This window comes from Lachnospiraceae bacterium JLR.KK002, assembly GCA_036941025.1.
Classification (GTDB): Bacteria; Bacillota; Clostridia; order Lachnospirales; family Lachnospiraceae; genus Petralouisia.
This window is the reverse complement of record JAYMNP010000001.1, coordinates 3,640,001-3,656,751: the sequence shown is the minus strand read 5'-3', so window position 1 is coordinate 3,656,751 and position 16,751 is coordinate 3,640,001. Positions and strand designations below refer to the sequence as shown.

Sequence of the window (16,751 nt, the reverse complement as noted above, 5' to 3'; positions counted from 1 at the left end):
GAAAAAATTTCTTTTTATCAGTATAGCTGATTCTCCCCCGGATTGCAATTCCGTAAAAGGCTTCCTGTTATGGTGTTCCGCCCTGGCCCAGATATTCCAGGATTCCCTCTTTCACCGCCTCCGCCACCTTCTTCTGATATTCTTCCGTGGCCAGAAGGGCCGCTTCCTGGGAATTGCTCAGAAATCCGCATTCCACAATCACCGTGGGCGTTGGTGTTTTTTTCAGAAGATAATAGCTCTCATTTGCTTTCGCCTGCCGGTGGTTCTGAGGGTCCAGACTGGCCACCATGGTCTTCTGCAGGGTTTCCGCCAGTTTTTTCCCTTCAACAGACTGGCCGTAATAGAACACCTGAGCTCCTTTGACCGATTCGTCCGGATAACTGTTCTGGTGGATACTCACGGTAAATACCGGTTTTGTCTTCGTGATAATCTCGCAGCGTTTCCGCATGTCTTCCACCTTTTTGTTATTGGAGGACTGCTGATACAGGCCGTTTTCATCGGTACGGGTCATGACAATTTTAATCCCTTCCTGCTCCAGCAGCTTCTGCAGTTCTCTGGAAATTTTCAGGTTGATATCTTTTTCCTTCTCTTTGTTAATCCCGATTTTTCCGGGGTCGTCGCCCCCGTGTCCGGCGTCGATTACAATACAGATTTCTCCCTTCTGCGCCCGCATATTTTCCACCATATGGGCTCCCTCTCTCGCAAAAAAATATGCTCCCACCAGCAGCACCAGAGCCATCACAACTTCTATTCTCTTCTTCATATCCGATTCACCTGATTGTCTTTATCAATAAGATATGTCGGAACATAAAAGACTAGTACAGAAGTTTCCTTTCCCTCTTTTATTTTGCAGATTTTCTTCCCTCCAGTTTCCGGTTTAACCGTTCTGCTTCCCGGTATTCTTTCCAGAAAGAGAGCAGCAGCACTCCAAGATACACAAAAGCAACGGCCCCCACCATGCCAAGCACCTGTTTCAGACTGCCAAAGGAAAACCAGCCAAACCGGAAACCGCTGAACAGTACCACAATGTTCACATAGACATAATAGAGCAGAATCCGCACCAGCATGGATTTCCCGGATACCTCCCGCTCACCGTCCGCAGGTATCACCAGACTGCCCAGAGTGCAAATCAGAGAGAGGCCCAGAATCTGCCAGAGGATTTCCACCTGAAGATTCAGTTCCCGTCCATAATATACCGTAATATACAAAGCTGTCACAAACAGGATTCCCGTGGTAATCTTCACGAACAAAGACAGCATTGCCTCCAGTCGTTTCAGCATAATCTTTCCCTCCTTACACACCCAGCTTCTCTTTCAGCATCCCCACATACTGTCTGGAAATAATCACTTTTTCTCCGTTCTCCAGAAGGGCTTCATAACGTCCGCCGAAGGCCGGGGCCAGCCTCCGGATTTTATTCAGATTCAAAATGGAAGATTTGGATACCCGCAGGAACTCCCGTCCCGGCAGTTCTTCCAGCAGTTCATAGAGCCTGCTTTTCACCTGATATACCTCCGAACTGCAGTACGCAAACACTTTCTGATCCACTGCTTCAAAATAATACACATCTTCCGGCTCCACAAAAAACATGTTGTTGTCCTGATATACCGTAAGTTTGCCGCCGCCCTGTTTCATCTGGTTAATCAGTTTCATCAGATCTTCATTCAGAGAACTGCAGCGGATGATAATCTCATCTTCTTCCTCCGGCCCCGTATCCAAAATAGTCACTTTCATAATTAGCGGTCACTGATATCCTTTCTTTTCTGCACCAGTACAGTCAATATAAATGCAATTATACCACAGCCGGCCAGAAATAACACCTGAAAAAGGGAATCCACCGCTTTCCCGCCCATTTCCACCGTAATTCCCATGTATTCCCGGTATTCCGTCAGCAATTCTGCCGGGGTTCCCGCAAAAGTGGTTTCCAGCGCCTGTTCACAGCAGACGGTTCTCATCAGGGAGGCCCCATGAAATATGGGAATATATTTCAGCACTGCGGCCACACCTTCCGGCAGATTTCCCATGGGCAGATAAATGGCCCCCACAAATCCCACCAGCGTGCCCACCACAGTTCCGATTCCGGACCAGGCGCTGCTGCTTTTTACAAACAGCGTAAAGAAATACATTACCACTGCAAATACACACACATTCAGCACAATCAGACCTGTAATCCGCGCCAGGGCTCCAAAAGTCAGCCATGTTCCTCCGGTGGCTGCAATGTAACAAAGGGCGGCTCCCAGCGTCAGCATACACATAAGCACCCCCACCAGTACTGCCGAGGCCACATAGGACAGAGCAATCACACCCTGACTCACCGGAGCGGAATACAGGCTGGCCAGCCTGCTTTCAGATAAATCTGACACCCGGTTTCCAAGAACTGTCAGCGTAACAGTAACTGCATTTACAATCAGGATTCCCGCCAGTGTCCAGTACTGCACCAGTTCTTTCGCATGGGCTGCATCCAGATCCTTATTCCGGGCGCCACCGTACTGGTTCAGCAGATTTACCACACTTTCTTCATTCATATTTCCCAGAAATACCCCCATCAGCATCAGTACAATCAGCATGGACAGCAGTGAAAAAAACACTGCCCCTCTGTCTCTTAAAAATATCAGGCAGTTTCTCCTGGTCAGACTGAAAAATTTTTTCATGGCAATCTCCTTCCTGCGGCAGCTCCCACTGTTTCATGATTCTCCTGAATCTCCGTCACGTTCAGAAATACATCGTCCATGGTACCCTGCACCACCTCAAATCCCGCTATTTTCTGCTCCAGAGACTTTACCAGGGGAATGGCGGACAACGTATTGTCCATCCGTACCAGAATCCGTTCTTCCCGGAGCGCCCAGTTCAGGTTCCGGACGTCCAGTTCTGCCTGAATCTCCTGAGTATATTCTTTTTTGGGTACCAGATACAGTTTGTCTTTTGCATATTTTTCTTTCAGAAAAAAGGGCGTTCCATATTCCACAAAATGTCCCCGGTGCATAATCCCGATATGGTCTGCTTTTGCCGCTTCTTCCATGTAATGGGTGGTCAGAAATACCGTCATGTTCAAATCCTTTCGGAGACTGTGCACCGTTTCCCACATGGTTTTCCGGGTGGCCGGGTCAAGGCCTGTGGAAGGCTCATCCAGAAACAGAATATCCGGCGTGTGCATTAAGGCCCTTGCAATCTCACATTTTCGTTTCTGACCGCCGGACAGCTTTCCAAAGGGGCGTTTCAGTACATCCCCAAGCCCCAGAATTTCCGTTACACGGGCGAGGTTTTTCTTTAATTTTACCGTATCTTTCTCGTACAGGCCTCCTCGAATCAGCAGGTTCTCCTTTACGGTCAGTAATTTATCCAGACAGTTATTCTGATACACCACACCGATGTGATTTTTGATTTCCTCATTGTCTTTTCCCAGCTCAAACCCCTGAATCAGGGCTTTCCCTCCGGTGGGCTCCTGCAGGGTACAGAGCATATTGATGGTAGTGGATTTTCCCGCACCGTTCACGCCCAGAAATCCGAACAGCTCTCCCTGTTCCACGGAGAAGCTGATATCATCCACGGCCTTCACATCTCTGTAATATTTTTTCAGATGTTCCGCTGTTATGGCTGCTTTCATTTTGAATCCCTCCTTTTCCAGTTACTTTACCAGATAACAGAAGGAATACAAGGGCCGGATGGGTAACATGCAAAAGAGACAGGTCAACCTGCTAAAATAAAAGGTAACCTGCCTCTTTCTGTTCATCCTCTATCCCCAGAACTCATATTTGTTTCCCGGAAATCCATAACGGTTCCCGCCAGAATTATATTTCGTGGAATAGCTCAGGGCATTTGCCCTGGCATTATCGGCAATCTGCTCTCCCAGGAAAGCTGTTTTCGCGGTAAAGGTTCCGGACGCCCCGAATAATTTTTCCAGACTGTCCACATCCGCTTCCTTTAATTTGTCTTTATCCACACTTAAAGTTCCGTCTTTTTTGATGGTAATTCCCGCTGTTTTAAAGGCCTCGCTGTTCTCTGCGGCAGCATCCTGCAACATTTTACAGTAATAATAATCCATGGAAGAAGTACCGGACTTTAAATCCTTCAACGTACTGTTGTAGCGCTCCAGCAATTTTTCCACATGCTTCTGTATTTCCTCGCTGCTGCCGCTTTCTTTCGCCCTGGCAAACATGGAATCCTGCCCCTCCGCCAGAAATGCCTGTGCGCTCTGTGCCAGTTCCTCCGCTGCCTTTTCCAGCTTTTCGCAGTTCTTTTTCCGGAGCGGATTTGTATTTTTATCCACCCCGAACATATCTTCCAGGCTGTTCGTATTTTTGTTCAGATAATCAACCAGCGACATATTTACCGGTACTCCGGCTCTCCTTGCTGTTGTATTCAAAATCTGGTCTGTCACTCTCATCTTCATACCTCCGTTTCTGTTTCCTGCTGCAGCATTACCATAACTTTAAATGTATTTTGGCTTATTCTGATATCCATACTTCCCAGACAGCGCTCTGCAATCTCCTTTACATTTTTAAGACCGATTCCATGCTCCGTCTGCCCGGAAGACTCTGACCTTTTTCCGGTGGCGGGAAGCTCGCTGCCTTCCTCCCATTTCACCGCTCCGTCAAAGGTATTTTCCACCTCCAGCAGCAGAAACTGCTGTTTTCGTTTCAGGGAAAGGCAAATTCGGCGCTGCTGTTCATCCGCAAGTCTTTCACAGGCCTCCAGCGCATTATCCAGCAGATTGTTCAGAAGAATTCCCAAATCAAAAACCGGAATGGTGTCCTCCGGCCTGTAATAAAATTTCACCTGAAAATCAATTCCCAGAGCGGCAGCTTTCCGGTATTTGTCATTGATAACCACATCTGTTACCGGATTTCCCGTGGCAAACCGGTAGTCCAGAGTTCCCATGGTGTCCTCCAGCTTATCCATATACTGCTCTGCCGCCTGGTAATTCCCTCCGGCCGCCAGCCCTCTGATACTGGTCATATGATTTCTCATTTCATGGCGAACCTTACGGAGGCTTCCATAAAAACGTTCCGCTTCCTCCAGACGCTGTTTCAGCAATTTCATCTGCTGTTCTTCCACAAAATGTTTCTGCCGCTCCTGCTGCAGATGTTCATACCGCTGAAAAATGCAGATAGCTGACACTTCTCCCGCCCAGAGCAGCAATGCAATCACAGGCACTTTCCACAGCATGTCTTTCCTCTCCTCAAACAGAAAAAACATTCCCTGTTCCATTTTTATCATGGACAGCTCCAGCACAATCCGGGCCAGCATTGCTCCTGCAATGTTGAGGACAGACAGGAAAATCACATCCTGCCACTTCATGTCCCAGGATTTTCTGACTGTTTTTCCCAGAATTTCAATCATGGTGAAAAGCACCAGCCCGTAGACAAATACCAGAACTATCTGGCCCAGAGCAGTATTCCGGTAAACCAGACTCAGATAGTCCGGGGCCGCCGAATCCAGGGCCGCAAAAACTTTCTCACTGCCATACTGGTATATGCTGTTGGAAATCAGGAAGCTCAGCCCGTGAAACTGATAAAACAGCAGCAATACAAACACTGGTTTTTCCAGGCGCCTCTGATACCGCGCAAAAGCAAAAACCAGAATCAGAACCGCCGACAATGTATACCGCACCCATGCGGGTACTTCCGGCCACAGACCTGCCAGAACATTGACAATTGCCAGAATTCCCGTCAGGACAATATCTGAAACATGTTTCCCGGAACAGAAAACATGCCACATCACTGAAAAGCACAGAACCTGCACTATAATATGCAAAATTCCGGAAAGGCTGAGCAGCCATTCGTAATTTGCCTGATTCAATGGTATTCCTCCGCAATATAATTCAGGTACGCTTTCACAAACTCCTGATATTTGTATTTTGAGATTAACAGGGTATCGCCGTTTTTCATCCGCACCTCAGTCCGGCTGTACCGCTCCACATATTTCATATTTATCAGATAGCCTTTGTGTATCCGGAAAAATTGATTCGGAAGTTCTTCTTCAAGACGGCTGATTTTCCCATAAAAAATGATTTTCTCCTGAGCCAGGCACAGAATCACTTTGCGGTTGCTGCTTTCTGCATAATAAATATCTTCTGTAAGCACTTTTCTGGTGGTGGTCCCGGTGCGCACCAGCAGTTCCCCGGAGGATTCCCCCTTTCTGTCTGACAGACAATGATATTCCCGCACCGCCTGTTCCAGTACTGCTGCAAATTCCGGTTCCTTTATGGGTTTTACCAGAAACCAGAACGCATGAACGGAAAAGGCTTCCATGGCATATTCCGGATAGCCTGTCACAAAAATCAGCAGGGGCAGGCTTCCCAATATGCCTTTTCCCTTTTCTTCCGTCCGGTTTCTGACTTTCCTGGCCACTTCCATTCCATCCGTTTCCTTCATGGAAATATCAAGGAACAGAATATCCGGAAGTTCCTGCTCCAGATGTTTCAGCAGTGCCTCCCCGGACGAAAATTCTGTTATCCTGCAGTCCGGCTCATACAGTTCTGTCAGTTTACGCAGATAACTGCGCACATATGTTTCATCGTCACAGATTGCTATGTTCAATTTCTTTCACCTCATGACTTCCGGGAACCTGTTTCCGGTCATTTATGTTATCGGCGCTTTTTTTCCGGTTTTTCCGAAAATGCAGTGACCGGACATTTGGCTGTTGTGACTGGCCTGCCGCTTACATTTACCTATAATCATATCTATCTTCTTTTTCCCGGTATATATTCTCTGTCTTTTCTGTTTTTCGGCTTTTTTGGCTTTTTTATAAGAAAAAATGCCCGGCATTTTGTGGAAAACAATTTTGGGAAAATCCGCACAGAGTACGCCTGGCTGTTGTTAAGAGAACAAAGTGGGCAAGCCCACTTCAGCTCCCCTGTCCCTCAGTCTTGAGGGGATTGCACATTTTGTCGCGCCGAGTGCGGTCACGTAGTGACATCTTCCATTCGCACGAGTGCGCATCCCGCCCGGCCCAAACAGACATAAAAACTGGTACATAATCGTTTCCTCCTTCGTAAAACCCGCCGCGCTCATGATTTTTCTTCATGAACGCGGCGGGTTTTCGTTCCCTAGTTCACATATTTAATAATCGTATCCCAGGCGGAAGGCCGCTCCAGCCCCAGCTTCCAGTAAGCTGCTCCGGCCAGATTATTCTGCTTCATGACTTTCAGCTTCTCCTCCAGAGAAGCCTCGTTCTCAATCCACATTTTATACGTCTTACCTCCGTTTTCATACTCCGCAATGAACTGTCCGTCCTCGTCAGACCAGATGGGCTGGGCACCGTTAGTGGTATAACGGTTTTCCACCGTCTGCATACCTTCCTCCGTACAGGTAAAGGTATAGGGCAGATAATCCTCGGCAGCAGACTCCACATCCTCTCCGGCTCCTTCTTTCGGCGTCAGCTCCCAGATTCTGCTATAAAAAGGCATACCCAGAATGGTCTGTTCCGGCGGAACCTCTTTCAGGGTATTCTCCACACCCTCCCGCACAAAACCAATCGAAGCTACAGAGCCAATATCCTCAGAACCGCTGTAATGTTCATCGTACCCCATAATGATCACGTAATCCGCAAATAACGCCTGCTCTGCCCGGTTATAAAATGCAGTGTAATCTGTGGGCACATAATTATCCACGGAAAGCACCAGATTATTATTCTCACATTTCAGAGACAGTTCCCGGATAAACTGTATATATGCGTCCCCCACCTCGCCGCTCAGTGCCTCAAAGTCCAGATTAATTCCGTCCAGATCATATTCAATAGCCGCTGCAATAATCTGGCTGGTGAGGTAATCCCTGGTGGAACTGTGAGTCAGCACATAGGTACTGTCTGCATCCGGATTTTCCAGATTGCTGATTAACCCCCATACTTCCACATTGTTCTGGTGACAGTAATTAACGTAATCCCGGCTGGCCAGCGAATAAATATTTCCGTCGTTGTCATTCAGGTAAAACCAGGTGGGAGATATTACATTCACCCCTTTGGTGGACTGCAGAATACTGGAAATCTTTCCATTTGCTTCCTGGCTTGTCACCTGATGCCATCCCAGGCTCACCGGTCCCTCTTTCAGTAAATGGGAAAATACAGGCTCCTCAAATTCCCTTGCCAGAGTTTCCGTACCTGTTTCTCCCAGCCTTTTATTCTTCAGCCAGCCAATCATGCCATCTTCTGTGCAGACTCTGCTCCAGTCTTCTCCCGTATCCAGAATAGTCACCCTGCTGTCCTTTTCCAAATCTGCCACGATGGGGCTCTTAATACCGCCTTTCACACGGATTTCCGTCTTTTTCCGAACAGGAGCGGTCTGAATCTCTCCCCAGACTGAGGTGATTTTCACCCGATTGGGGCTCTGATACATGGCAAAATCCATATTGGTATATTTCTGTACAAAATCAAGCGCCAGATACATATGCTCTCCATCCACCCGGACAATCACATAGTCTGTGCTTTCATTTTTCCTGGTCACCGCATATTCCATGGCGCCTGCATTTACGGAAACAACATCCGTACCTGTTACATACCGCAGAATATTTTCGTTGTGATCCCAGTAAAACCGCTGATTCAGGTATTGCTGCACCAGTTTATAGTCCATATATACATGGCCGTCCCAGTATTTTGCCTGTTCTTCCAGAAGCTGATTGTCCAGAACCACCGCCAAATCCTCTTCATTCTGAACATTATAATATTCATTCAAATCGGCGCGTTCCTTACTGGGGCTGTATTTCTTAATCACCACGCTGAGCAGGGCCAGCAGAACCACCACTGTGATAAAAATAACTGCTGCCAGTACCGGCGTCATCCGATTCCGGCGCCTGCGTCTGTTTCTTCGGGAAGACCTGCGCGGACTCCGCCTGGCGGCTGCCCGTTCCCTCCTGCTTTCCGTATCTTCTGCTTTTCCTTCATTTCTCCCCGCCATTTCTTCCGGCGTCCTGTCCGTATCTGACATTTCATCCTCCTATGTAGAAAACCCCTCATGTAAAAACACAAGGGGTTATTCTCAAATTTTACTCAGTATCTGCAATGCGTCTTCCTTCAAAATCAGTTCATAATGTTCTTCGCAATACGCCCTGATTGCAGATGAATATTTTTCCTGATGTGCATATTCCGCCAAAATATTACATACCTTGTTGAATTCCTCCGGTGTATGCTGACTCTTACTGATAATCAGGTAATACTTCCGGTTCAGTTTATTTTTATACAGCACGTTGCAGCCATTATAGAATCCTTTCAGCACCCGTGCCAGCCGGTTTACTTCATCCAGCTCATCAAACACAAACAGCTTGGTGATGTCCACCACAAGAGGTTCTTTCTCTTCCTGCTTCTGTCGGATAGCCTTCTCAAGGGGAATAAAATCGTTGTCACAGTTGGCTGTTTCCGCCCCCTTGCTCTGCTCCTGCAGTTTGCGGACCAGATCCAGAATATCATCAGCTCCTGCTGTCTCGAACACTCTGTCGCTTTCCTCCCCTGTATATTCCTCCCTGGTATCGTCTTCCGGGTCGCCCGGTGCAAACTGGGAAAACCTGGTGTCCAGCTCTTCCGGATATTCCACCTTCGTTATAATCAGTATAATTGTATCCGCTGACAGAGGAATGGCTTCAATCATTAACGGAATGTCCTCTGCCTCAAATCCACATTCATAAGCTGCCTGCTGCATCATGTCCCGGAAAAGCATTTTGGCCTTCTCGGTTCCATACGCCAGTTCGCTTAACTTGAGCTGCCGATCCGCCAGATCTTCTCTGGTGAGCGTGCAGCGAATCTGGTTCTCATTTACCTTTTCAATTTTCATGTAATCCCTTCCTTCTTCTAAATGGCCACATCGGGAATTTATATATAAATACAACAATGAACAATATAAATTATACAGAAATCCAGTTATTTTCTGCTTTTTTATGGTACTCAAAGTATATTACATATTCTTGTATTTCGTCAAGTCGTACTCTCCCCGTTTTTCTAAAAAAAATATTAATTTTCTAAACATTTTTCAAAAGCTATTGCATTTGGTAATATTTGTATGCTATAAATGATTCAGAGATGTCAGTCCGGTTCCGACAGAAAGGAGCCCACAACATTTTTTTCGGCCTGCGGCTGCTTTTCCTTACCTATTATAACACTTTTTTTCTGAAAAGTAACCCGTCGCAGGGTCGGGAACTTATGGCAGAATTTTTCCAGATGATGGTTCTGCCAGTCTGTAAGGTCTTAAAGACACATTTCATCAAATGTTATCATGTATTTCCCCGTTTCTGTATCATCTTATTTCGCATACCGGTGCCTGAATAACGTATCGGGCTCAATAAATATAGTATGTGGAAATCCGATAAAATTAACCCGGAAACACGCAGACGTCTGACTGCTCATATTCAGATACATTTCATAAAACGTCGGTATTTCGGACTCTGTTCCTGCCCCGCCGGGGCATGATGGAACTTCTTACTATACATCTCAGCAGAAAGACCTTTTCAGACAAGCCAGAACTTTCGGAAAATCACTATTATAAATTGCTGTGCTGGCAGTTATGGAATATTCCATTCCATACTTTGGGATAAGAAAAAAGAACCTGGATTTTCCAAATGTTCTGTTTATTCCGGAAATATCTGAAATTTCCGGAAACATCTGTATGGGACAGCCCGTACCGCTGTTCCATCTGCAGATTTTGTTATATCACGAAATAACTTCATAGTCATGAAGAAGCAAAGGAGGGGGAATCGTTCAGGTATTTCATTTTGGATAAGTAGAGAAATCTTATTCACGAATCATATATAAACCGGATATTTTCGGCATATGCCGGATATATCCGTTACATTTGAGCAAAAGAAAAGGCGGGGTAATCACATGATTTCATATATGGTGATTACTCCGTTCCTTTATATTGCTCCGGACTTATTTTGCCAGAAAATCATTGATTTTATTTACCAGTGCATCCGGCTCTATTCCATGCACCATTGCCGCCTCTGCAATTGTTTCCATCTGGGATGAAGGACATCCAAGACAATGCATACCGATTTCCAGTAAAATCGGCGCAACATTTTCATCAATCTGAAGCAGTTCACCAATCATGGTTTCTTTTGTCACCTGAGCCATTTTTCTTACCTCCTTATCATTCATATACATCTTACAGTACATGCATTTTTATATTATAATACCATTCTGCCTGTTATGCAATGTTTTATTCAAAGAGTTTTTAAACAGAATCCGGCCCCTTTAAGATTTGCTTTCAGCAAAGGGCCGGATTCTCTGACCAAATTTATACTTATGCTCTGTCAGATTAAAGATTCATAGAGTTTTGTAATATCTTCCACACTGGTTTCTTTCGGATTTCCAGGTCTGCAGGCATCATCGTAAGCTGACTGTGCCAGGAAAGGAATGTCCTCTTTTTTCACAATTTCTTTTAAATCCTGCGGTATTCCCACATCCTGAGAAAGTTTCTTTACTGCCTCCACAGCAGCTTTCCGGTATTCTTCCTGACTCATGGAATCAACACCTTCCACACCCATGGCTCTGGCAATTTCACGGTATTTTTCTCCGGTAGCTTCCGCATTATATTCCATAACGGTAGGAAGAATAATTGCATTTGCCACACCGTGAGGGGTGTCATACAGTGCACCCAGCGGATGAGCCATGGAATGTACAATTCCAAGTCCCACATTGGAAAATCCCATTCCGGCCACATACTGTCCAAGGGCCATTCCTTCTCTGCCTTCCGGTGTATTTTCCACTGCGCCCCGCAGGCTTTTTGCAATAATTTCAATTGCCTTAATATGGAACATATCTGACAATTCCCATGCACCTGCTGTAATATAGCCTTCAATCGCATGGGTCAGCGCATCCATACCCGTAGCTGCTGTTAATCCTTTGGGCATGGAAGCCATCATATCGGAATCCACGAAAGCCACAACCGGAATATCTTTTGGATCCACGCACACCATTTTACGATTCTTTGCATCATCTGTAATTACATAATTAATGGTTACCTCTGCTGCTGTTCCTGCTGTAGTAGGCACTGCAAAAACAGGAACGGATTTATTCTGTGTAGGTGCAACACCTTCCAGACTTACCACATCAGCAAAATCCGGGTTATTGATAATGATACCGATGGCTTTTGCGGTATCCATGGAAGAGCCGCCGCCAATGGCAATCAGGTAATCTGCGCCTGATTTCTTACAGGCTTCCACACCTGTCTGTACATTTTCGATGGTTGGGTTCGGTTTGATGTTGGAATATAATTCATATGCCAGCCCCGCTTTATCCAATACATCCAATACTTTTTTTGTTACCCCGAATTTTACAAGATCCGGATCTGAACACACAAATGCTTTCTGAAATCCTCTTCCCTTTGCCTCTGTGGCAATCTCCTGGATTGCACCTGCCCCATGATACGATGTCTCGTTTAATACAAATCTGTTTGCCATTTTCCCTCTCCTTTCTGGTCATACGGTTCCACAATTGAAACTGTATTTCTATTATCTCTGAAATCTTCTGAAATTTCAATAGTTCTTTTCCAGTTTTCACACTTTTTTGGTGACAGTTCAGCCATAGCCTGTGTTCAGTGTAAGTCATGCCTGCATGTATGCGCGGAGAATGCAGGCTGTTCAAACATGGGCCGTTCAATAGCATACTTATTTAAAATTCATATATCAGGTTACAGGAATCCGGCGCGTCCTCGTCGATATATCCCGTATCCCGAAAACCTGCTTTCTCATATACCCGCATGGCTGCTTTTGCCTCTTTTTTCACGCATACTTCCACACAGGAATATTTCTGTTCTTCTCCCAGAATCTTTAAAATTTCCTGCAGAGCTTTTGTTCCATGTCCTTTTCCCTGAAATTTTTCGTCAATCATAAACTGCTGCAGATCATAACAGGCCGGTTCTTCATCCAAATCCCGAACCATGGCAAGTCCCACCAGTTCAGTTCCGTCGGATATGGCAAATACTTTTGCCCTGTCCTTTCGGTACACATATCCTCTCGCCAGAATTCCTATGGACCGGGCCACAAAAAATTTCTGTTCTTCCGCTACCTTTAACTCTGCTGCCTGAAGCCAGTTATTTTCATCAATTTCTTTTAATACTGTCATTTTTCCTCCATCTTATCCGTTCGCTCTGATTACGAATGTTTACAAATAAAAATATGTTTCGGTCTGATTTTATCTGTTTTTCTGACGGAATGCAAGGGACAGGTAAGGTAATATGTATAATTCTGATTAGAGCAGACAGGGTCTTTCCTGTAGAAATCGAGCAGAGAAGAAACATCTTCCTCCTGCTCGTCGCGCGCCCCGCCGCATAACGTCATAATTCCGCTGCACGGGGCTGTACATAAAAAAGAATGCGCTTACGCATTCTTCGCGCGCGAGCGGATTGCCTGGCAATAAATTTCATCTCCGCGAGCTGCGCATCCGCCCGGAGGGCTTTTCTCTTATAGGAAATCTATATACTTTAGCACTTCACAGTGACACGGTGTTTCCTATAAGAAAAAAAGCACCCCTTTACGGAGTGCTTTCTTTTCTGAAATGCCCGTTTTACGGGCCCTCATGAATGAGACATCGGGGATTCGAACCCCGGACAACTTGATTAAAAGTCAAGTGCTCTACCAACTGAGCTAATATCCCATGATATAATATTATCTGAAAATATCTTACTGACAAGTGCCCAGTTCCGGAATCGAACCAGAGACACGAGGATTTTCAGTCCTCTGCTCTACCAACTGAGCTAACTGGGCATTGACTGAAAAATTGCGGGGACAGGATTTGAACCTGTGACCTTCGGGTTATGAGCCCGACGAGCTTCCAGACTGCTCCACCCCGCGCTGATATTTAAACAAATAAAATACAGCAACTCTATTTTATTTGCCTAATGGATGGAGAAGGATTCGAACCTTCGAAGGCGTTGCCAACAGATTTACAGTCTGCCCCCTTTGGCCACTCGGGAATCCATCCATAATATGAAAATACAAAATTTTCAAGAGCCGATGATCGGACTCGAACCGATAACCTGCTGATTACAAATCAGCTGCTCTGCCAATTGAGCCACATCGGCCTGCAATCTTCGGATTACATCATCAATCAGAATACAGTATCCTGATTAACATGAACAATGGGACCTACAGGGCTCGAACCTGTGACCCTCTGCTTGTAAGGCAGATGCTCTCCCAGCTGAGCTAAGATCCCATATTCAAACGACCCAGAAGGGACTCGAACCCTCGACCTCCGCCGTGACAGGGCGGCGCTCTAACCAACTGAGCCACTAGGCCATCTACAAAAGTATAGCAAAAACATTACACTTTGTAAAGTAATATTTTCTGTACCCTGAAAAACCCATACAGCCTACAGCCCTTACATCTCCTCTTCCCGTCTTACATCTTCTTCCTTCTTTCTTCCTCTGGTCAAGCCCTCGACCGATTAGTAGCAGTCAGCTCCATCCATTGCTGCACTTCCACTCCTGCCCTATCTACCTCGTACTCTCCAAGGGGTCTTACTTCTTTCGAATGGGACATCTCATCTTGAGGGGGGCTTCACGCTTAGATGCCTTCAGCGTTTATCCCGTCCGGACTTGGCTACCCTGCCATGGCACTGGCATGCCAACAGATGCACCAGTGGTCCGTCCATCCCGGTCCTCTCGTACTGGGGACAGCTCCTCTCAGATCTCCTTCGCCCGCGCCGGATAGGGACCGAACTGTCTCACGACGTTCTGAACCCAGCTCGCGTACCGCTTTAATGGGCGAACAGCCCAACCCTTGGGACCTGCTGCAGCCCCAGGATGCGATGAGCCGACATCGAGGTGCCAAACCACTCCGTCGATGTGAACTCTTGGGAGTGATAAGCCTGTTATCCCCAGGGTAGCTTTTATCCGTTGAGCGATGGCAATCCCACGTTCTGCCACCGGATCACTAAGTCCTACTTTCGTACCTGCCCCACCCGTCGGTGTCGCAGTCAGGCTCCCTTCTGCCTTTGCACTCTCCAGATGGTTTCCGTCCATCCTGAGGGAACCTTTGAGCGCCTCCGATACCCTTTCGGAGGCGACCGCCCCAGTCAAACTCCCCGCCTGGCATTGTCCCACCGCCGGCTTACGGCGGCTGGTTAGAAACCCGGTACTGCAGGGGTGGTATCCCAACAGCGGCTCCGCATGGGCTGGCGCCCTTGCTTCTTAGCCTCCCACCTATCCTGTACATGCAGCACCAGATCCCAGTACCAGACTGGAGTAAAGCTCCATGGGGTCTTTCCGTCCTGGCGCGGGTAGCCAGCATCTTCACTGGCATTTCAATTTCACCGGGTGCATTGTCGAGACAGTGCTCAGATCATTACGCCTTTCGTGCGGGTCGGAACTTACCCGACAAGGAATTTCGCTACCTTAGGACCGTTATAGTTACGGCCGCCGTTTACCGGGGCTTGGATTCAGAGCTTCGCACCGCGATACCCTGAAGGGCACCGCAAATACTAACCCCTCCTCTTAACCTTCCGGCACCGGGCAGGCGTCAGCCCATATACTTCACCTTCCGGTTTTGCATAGACCTGTGTTTTTGCTAAACAGTTGCCTGAGCCTTTTCTCTGCGGCCTGCTTCCGCAGGCACCCCTTCTCCCGAAGTTACGGGGCCATTTTGCCGAGTTCCTTGACAATGCTTCTCCCGTCGGCCTTGGGATTCTCTCCCCATCCACCTGTGTCGGTTTACGGTACGGGTACAGGATAAACAATAGCGGCTTTTCCCGGTACGCGCTCCACATGCTTCGCTACTTTCTTTCGCTCCGCATCACAGCTTCGGCTTAACGGGGGGATTTGCCTCCCCGCCACCTCTTCTGCTTGCACCGGGCTTTCCGTTCCCGGCTCATGCTTCCCGCATACGTCCCCACAGTTCTGTTATCCCGCAGTACAGGAATATCAACCTGTTGTCCATCGGCTACGCCTTTCGGCCTCGCCTTAGGTCCCGACTTCCCCAGGGCAGATCAGCTTTACCCTGGAATCCTTGGATATTCGGCCGGAAGGATTCCCACCTTCCTCTCGCTACTCATTCCGGCATTCTCTCTTCCCGCCTCTCCACAGCTCCTTCCGGTACTGCTTCTTCGTGGCGGCAATGCTCCTCTACCGATGTATTACTACATCCCGCGGCTTCGGCGGCGTGTTTCAGCCCCGGACATTTTCGGCGCAGGACCTCTCGACCAGTGAGCTGTTACGCACTCTTTGAATGCATGGCTGCTTCTGAGCCAACATCCTGGTTGTCTTTGAAATCCCACATCCTTTCCCACTTAACACGCACTTGGGGGCCTTAGCCGGCGGTCCGGGCTCTTTCCCTTTTGACTGTCCAACTTATCTCGTACAGTCTGACTCCCATGAACCATCTTTACGGCATTCGGAGTTTGATATTCTTCGGTAAGCTTTGACGCCCCCTAGGAAATTCAGTGCTCTACCTCCGCAAGACTCTCATGAGGCTAGCCCTAAAGCTATTTCGAGGAGAACCAGCTATCTCCGGGTTCGATTGGAATTTCTCCCCTATCCACACCTCATCGCCACCCTTTTCAACGGATGTGCGTTCGGCCCTCCACTCCCTCTTACAGAAGCTTCAGCCTGGACATGGATAGATCACCCGGTTTCGGGTCTGCGCTGTCTGACTGTGGCCCTTTTAAGACCCGGTTTCCCTGCGGCTCCGCACCTTCAGTGCTTAACCTCGCCGGACAGCGCAACTCGCCGGACCGTTCTACAAAAAGTACGCGGTTCCGCTTCCGCGGTCCCACAGCTTGTAAACACAGGGTTTCAGGTTCTCTTTCACTCCCCTCCCGGGGTTCTTTTCACCTTTCCT

General features: G+C 47.4%; 13 protein-coding genes, 7 tRNA genes and 1 rRNA gene (1 of these 21 cut by a window edge). All 21 read right to left on the bottom strand.

Annotation, left to right across the window (positions count from 1 at the left end; genetic code table 11):
• Positions 1–67 precede the first annotated feature (67 nt).
• Positions 68–763, bottom strand: a complete 696-nt coding sequence (locus tag VSQ32_17820; protein ID MEH2944646.1) for an N-acetylmuramoyl-L-alanine amidase — start codon at positions 761–763, stop codon at positions 68–70.
• Positions 764–842: 79 nt separating this feature from the next.
• A complete protein-coding gene (locus tag VSQ32_17815; GenBank protein ID MEH2944645.1) occupies positions 843–1,280 on the bottom strand; it encodes a DUF3021 family protein in 438 nt (145 codons plus the stop codon).
• A gap of 13 nt (positions 1,281–1,293) precedes the next feature.
• Positions 1,294–1,731 (bottom strand): LytTR family DNA-binding domain-containing protein, encoded by a 438-nt coding sequence (locus VSQ32_17810; protein MEH2944644.1) that lies wholly within the window; start codon positions 1,729–1,731, stop codon positions 1,294–1,296.
• A 2-nt stretch (positions 1,732–1,733) separates the two neighbouring features.
• Positions 1,734–2,648, bottom strand: coding sequence for an ABC transporter permease (locus tag VSQ32_17805; GenBank protein ID MEH2944643.1), 915 nt, complete (start codon positions 2,646–2,648; stop codon positions 1,734–1,736).
• Positions 2,645–3,601, bottom strand: a complete 957-nt coding sequence (locus tag VSQ32_17800; protein MEH2944642.1) for an ABC transporter ATP-binding protein — start codon at positions 3,599–3,601, stop codon at positions 2,645–2,647. The genes VSQ32_17805 and VSQ32_17800 overlap by 4 nt, the downstream gene beginning before the upstream one ends.
• 129 nt (positions 3,602–3,730) lie before the next feature.
• Positions 3,731–4,381, bottom strand: coding sequence for a hypothetical protein (locus VSQ32_17795; GenBank protein MEH2944641.1), 651 nt, complete (start codon positions 4,379–4,381; stop codon positions 3,731–3,733).
• 2 nt (positions 4,382–4,383) lie between these two features.
• Positions 4,384–5,796, bottom strand: coding sequence for a GHKL domain-containing protein (locus VSQ32_17790; GenBank protein MEH2944640.1), 1,413 nt, complete (start codon positions 5,794–5,796; stop codon positions 4,384–4,386).
• The gene (locus VSQ32_17785; protein MEH2944639.1) at positions 5,793–6,536 is read right to left on the bottom strand and encodes a LytTR family DNA-binding domain-containing protein; all 744 of its coding nucleotides are present in this window, start codon (positions 6,534–6,536) and stop codon (positions 5,793–5,795) included. Before VSQ32_17785 ends, VSQ32_17790 begins: the two co-directional genes overlap by 4 nt.
• A gap of 509 nt (positions 6,537–7,045) precedes the next feature.
• On the bottom strand, positions 7,046–8,917 hold the full coding sequence (locus VSQ32_17780) for a glycosyl hydrolase family 18 protein (protein ID MEH2944638.1): 1,872 nt from the start codon (positions 8,915–8,917) through the stop codon (positions 7,046–7,048).
• 51 nt (positions 8,918–8,968) lie between these two features.
• Positions 8,969–9,757, bottom strand: a complete 789-nt coding sequence (locus tag VSQ32_17775) for an adaptor protein MecA (GenBank protein ID MEH2944637.1) — start codon at positions 9,755–9,757, stop codon at positions 8,969–8,971.
• A 1,091-nt stretch (positions 9,758–10,848) separates the two neighbouring features.
• Positions 10,849–11,049 carry a DUF1858 domain-containing protein gene (locus tag VSQ32_17770; protein MEH2944636.1) on the bottom strand — a complete coding sequence of 67 codons (201 nt, stop codon included), beginning with the start codon at positions 11,047–11,049 and terminating at the stop codon, positions 10,849–10,851.
• A 179-nt stretch (positions 11,050–11,228) separates the two neighbouring features.
• Positions 11,229–12,377, bottom strand: a complete 1,149-nt coding sequence (fucO, locus tag VSQ32_17765) for a lactaldehyde reductase (protein MEH2944635.1) — start codon at positions 12,375–12,377, stop codon at positions 11,229–11,231.
• 211 nt (positions 12,378–12,588) lie between these two features.
• Positions 12,589–13,041 (bottom strand): GNAT family N-acetyltransferase, encoded by a 453-nt coding sequence (locus tag VSQ32_17760; protein ID MEH2944634.1) that lies wholly within the window; start codon positions 13,039–13,041, stop codon positions 12,589–12,591.
• A gap of 458 nt (positions 13,042–13,499) precedes the next feature.
• Positions 13,500–13,572: transfer RNA gene (locus VSQ32_17755), tRNA-Lys, on the bottom strand.
• Positions 13,573–13,609: 37 nt separating this feature from the next.
• Positions 13,610–13,682, bottom strand: a tRNA-Phe gene (locus VSQ32_17750).
• Between the two features lie 13 nt (positions 13,683–13,695).
• Positions 13,696–13,769 (bottom strand) — tRNA-Met (locus VSQ32_17745).
• 48 nt (positions 13,770–13,817) lie between these two features.
• Positions 13,818–13,899 (bottom strand) — tRNA-Tyr (locus VSQ32_17740).
• 27 nt (positions 13,900–13,926) lie between these two features.
• Positions 13,927–13,999 (bottom strand) — tRNA-Thr (locus VSQ32_17735).
• A 58-nt stretch (positions 14,000–14,057) separates the two neighbouring features.
• Positions 14,058–14,130 (bottom strand) — tRNA-Val (locus tag VSQ32_17730).
• A 9-nt stretch (positions 14,131–14,139) separates the two neighbouring features.
• A tRNA-Asp gene (locus VSQ32_17725) sits at positions 14,140–14,213 on the bottom strand.
• Between the two features lie 128 nt (positions 14,214–14,341).
• A 23S ribosomal RNA gene (locus VSQ32_17720) occupies positions 14,342–16,751 on the bottom strand; it runs 498 nt beyond the window's last position.

What these genes read in the sequence shown, in the direction of transcription:
- VSQ32_17820 (MEH2944646.1), bottom strand. Translation starts at nt 763, where the DNA reads ATGAAGAAGAGAATAGAAGTTGTGATGGCTCTGGTGCTGCTGGTGGGA.
- VSQ32_17815 (MEH2944645.1), bottom strand. Translation starts at nt 1,280, where the DNA reads ATGCTGAAACGACTGGAGGCAATGCTGTCTTTGTTCGTGAAGATTACC.
- VSQ32_17810 (MEH2944644.1), bottom strand. Translation starts at nt 1,731, where the DNA reads ATGAAAGTGACTATTTTGGATACGGGGCCGGAGGAAGAAGATGAGATT.
- VSQ32_17805 (MEH2944643.1), bottom strand. Translation starts at nt 2,648, where the DNA reads ATGAAAAAATTTTTCAGTCTGACCAGGAGAAACTGCCTGATATTTTTA.
- VSQ32_17800 (MEH2944642.1), bottom strand. Translation starts at nt 3,601, where the DNA reads ATGAAAGCAGCCATAACAGCGGAACATCTGAAAAAATATTACAGAGAT.
- VSQ32_17795 (MEH2944641.1), bottom strand. Translation starts at nt 4,381, where the DNA reads ATGAGAGTGACAGACCAGATTTTGAATACAACAGCAAGGAGAGCCGGA.
- VSQ32_17780 (MEH2944638.1), bottom strand. Translation starts at nt 8,917, where the DNA reads ATGTCAGATACGGACAGGACGCCGGAAGAAATGGCGGGGAGAAATGAA.
- VSQ32_17775 (MEH2944637.1), bottom strand. Translation starts at nt 9,757, where the DNA reads ATGAAAATTGAAAAGGTAAATGAGAACCAGATTCGCTGCACGCTCACC.
- VSQ32_17770 (MEH2944636.1), bottom strand. Translation starts at nt 11,049, where the DNA reads ATGGCTCAGGTGACAAAAGAAACCATGATTGGTGAACTGCTTCAGATT.
- fucO (MEH2944635.1), bottom strand. Translation starts at nt 12,377, where the DNA reads ATGGCAAACAGATTTGTATTAAACGAGACATCGTATCATGGGGCAGGT.
- VSQ32_17760 (MEH2944634.1), bottom strand. Translation starts at nt 13,041, where the DNA reads ATGACAGTATTAAAAGAAATTGATGAAAATAACTGGCTTCAGGCAGCA.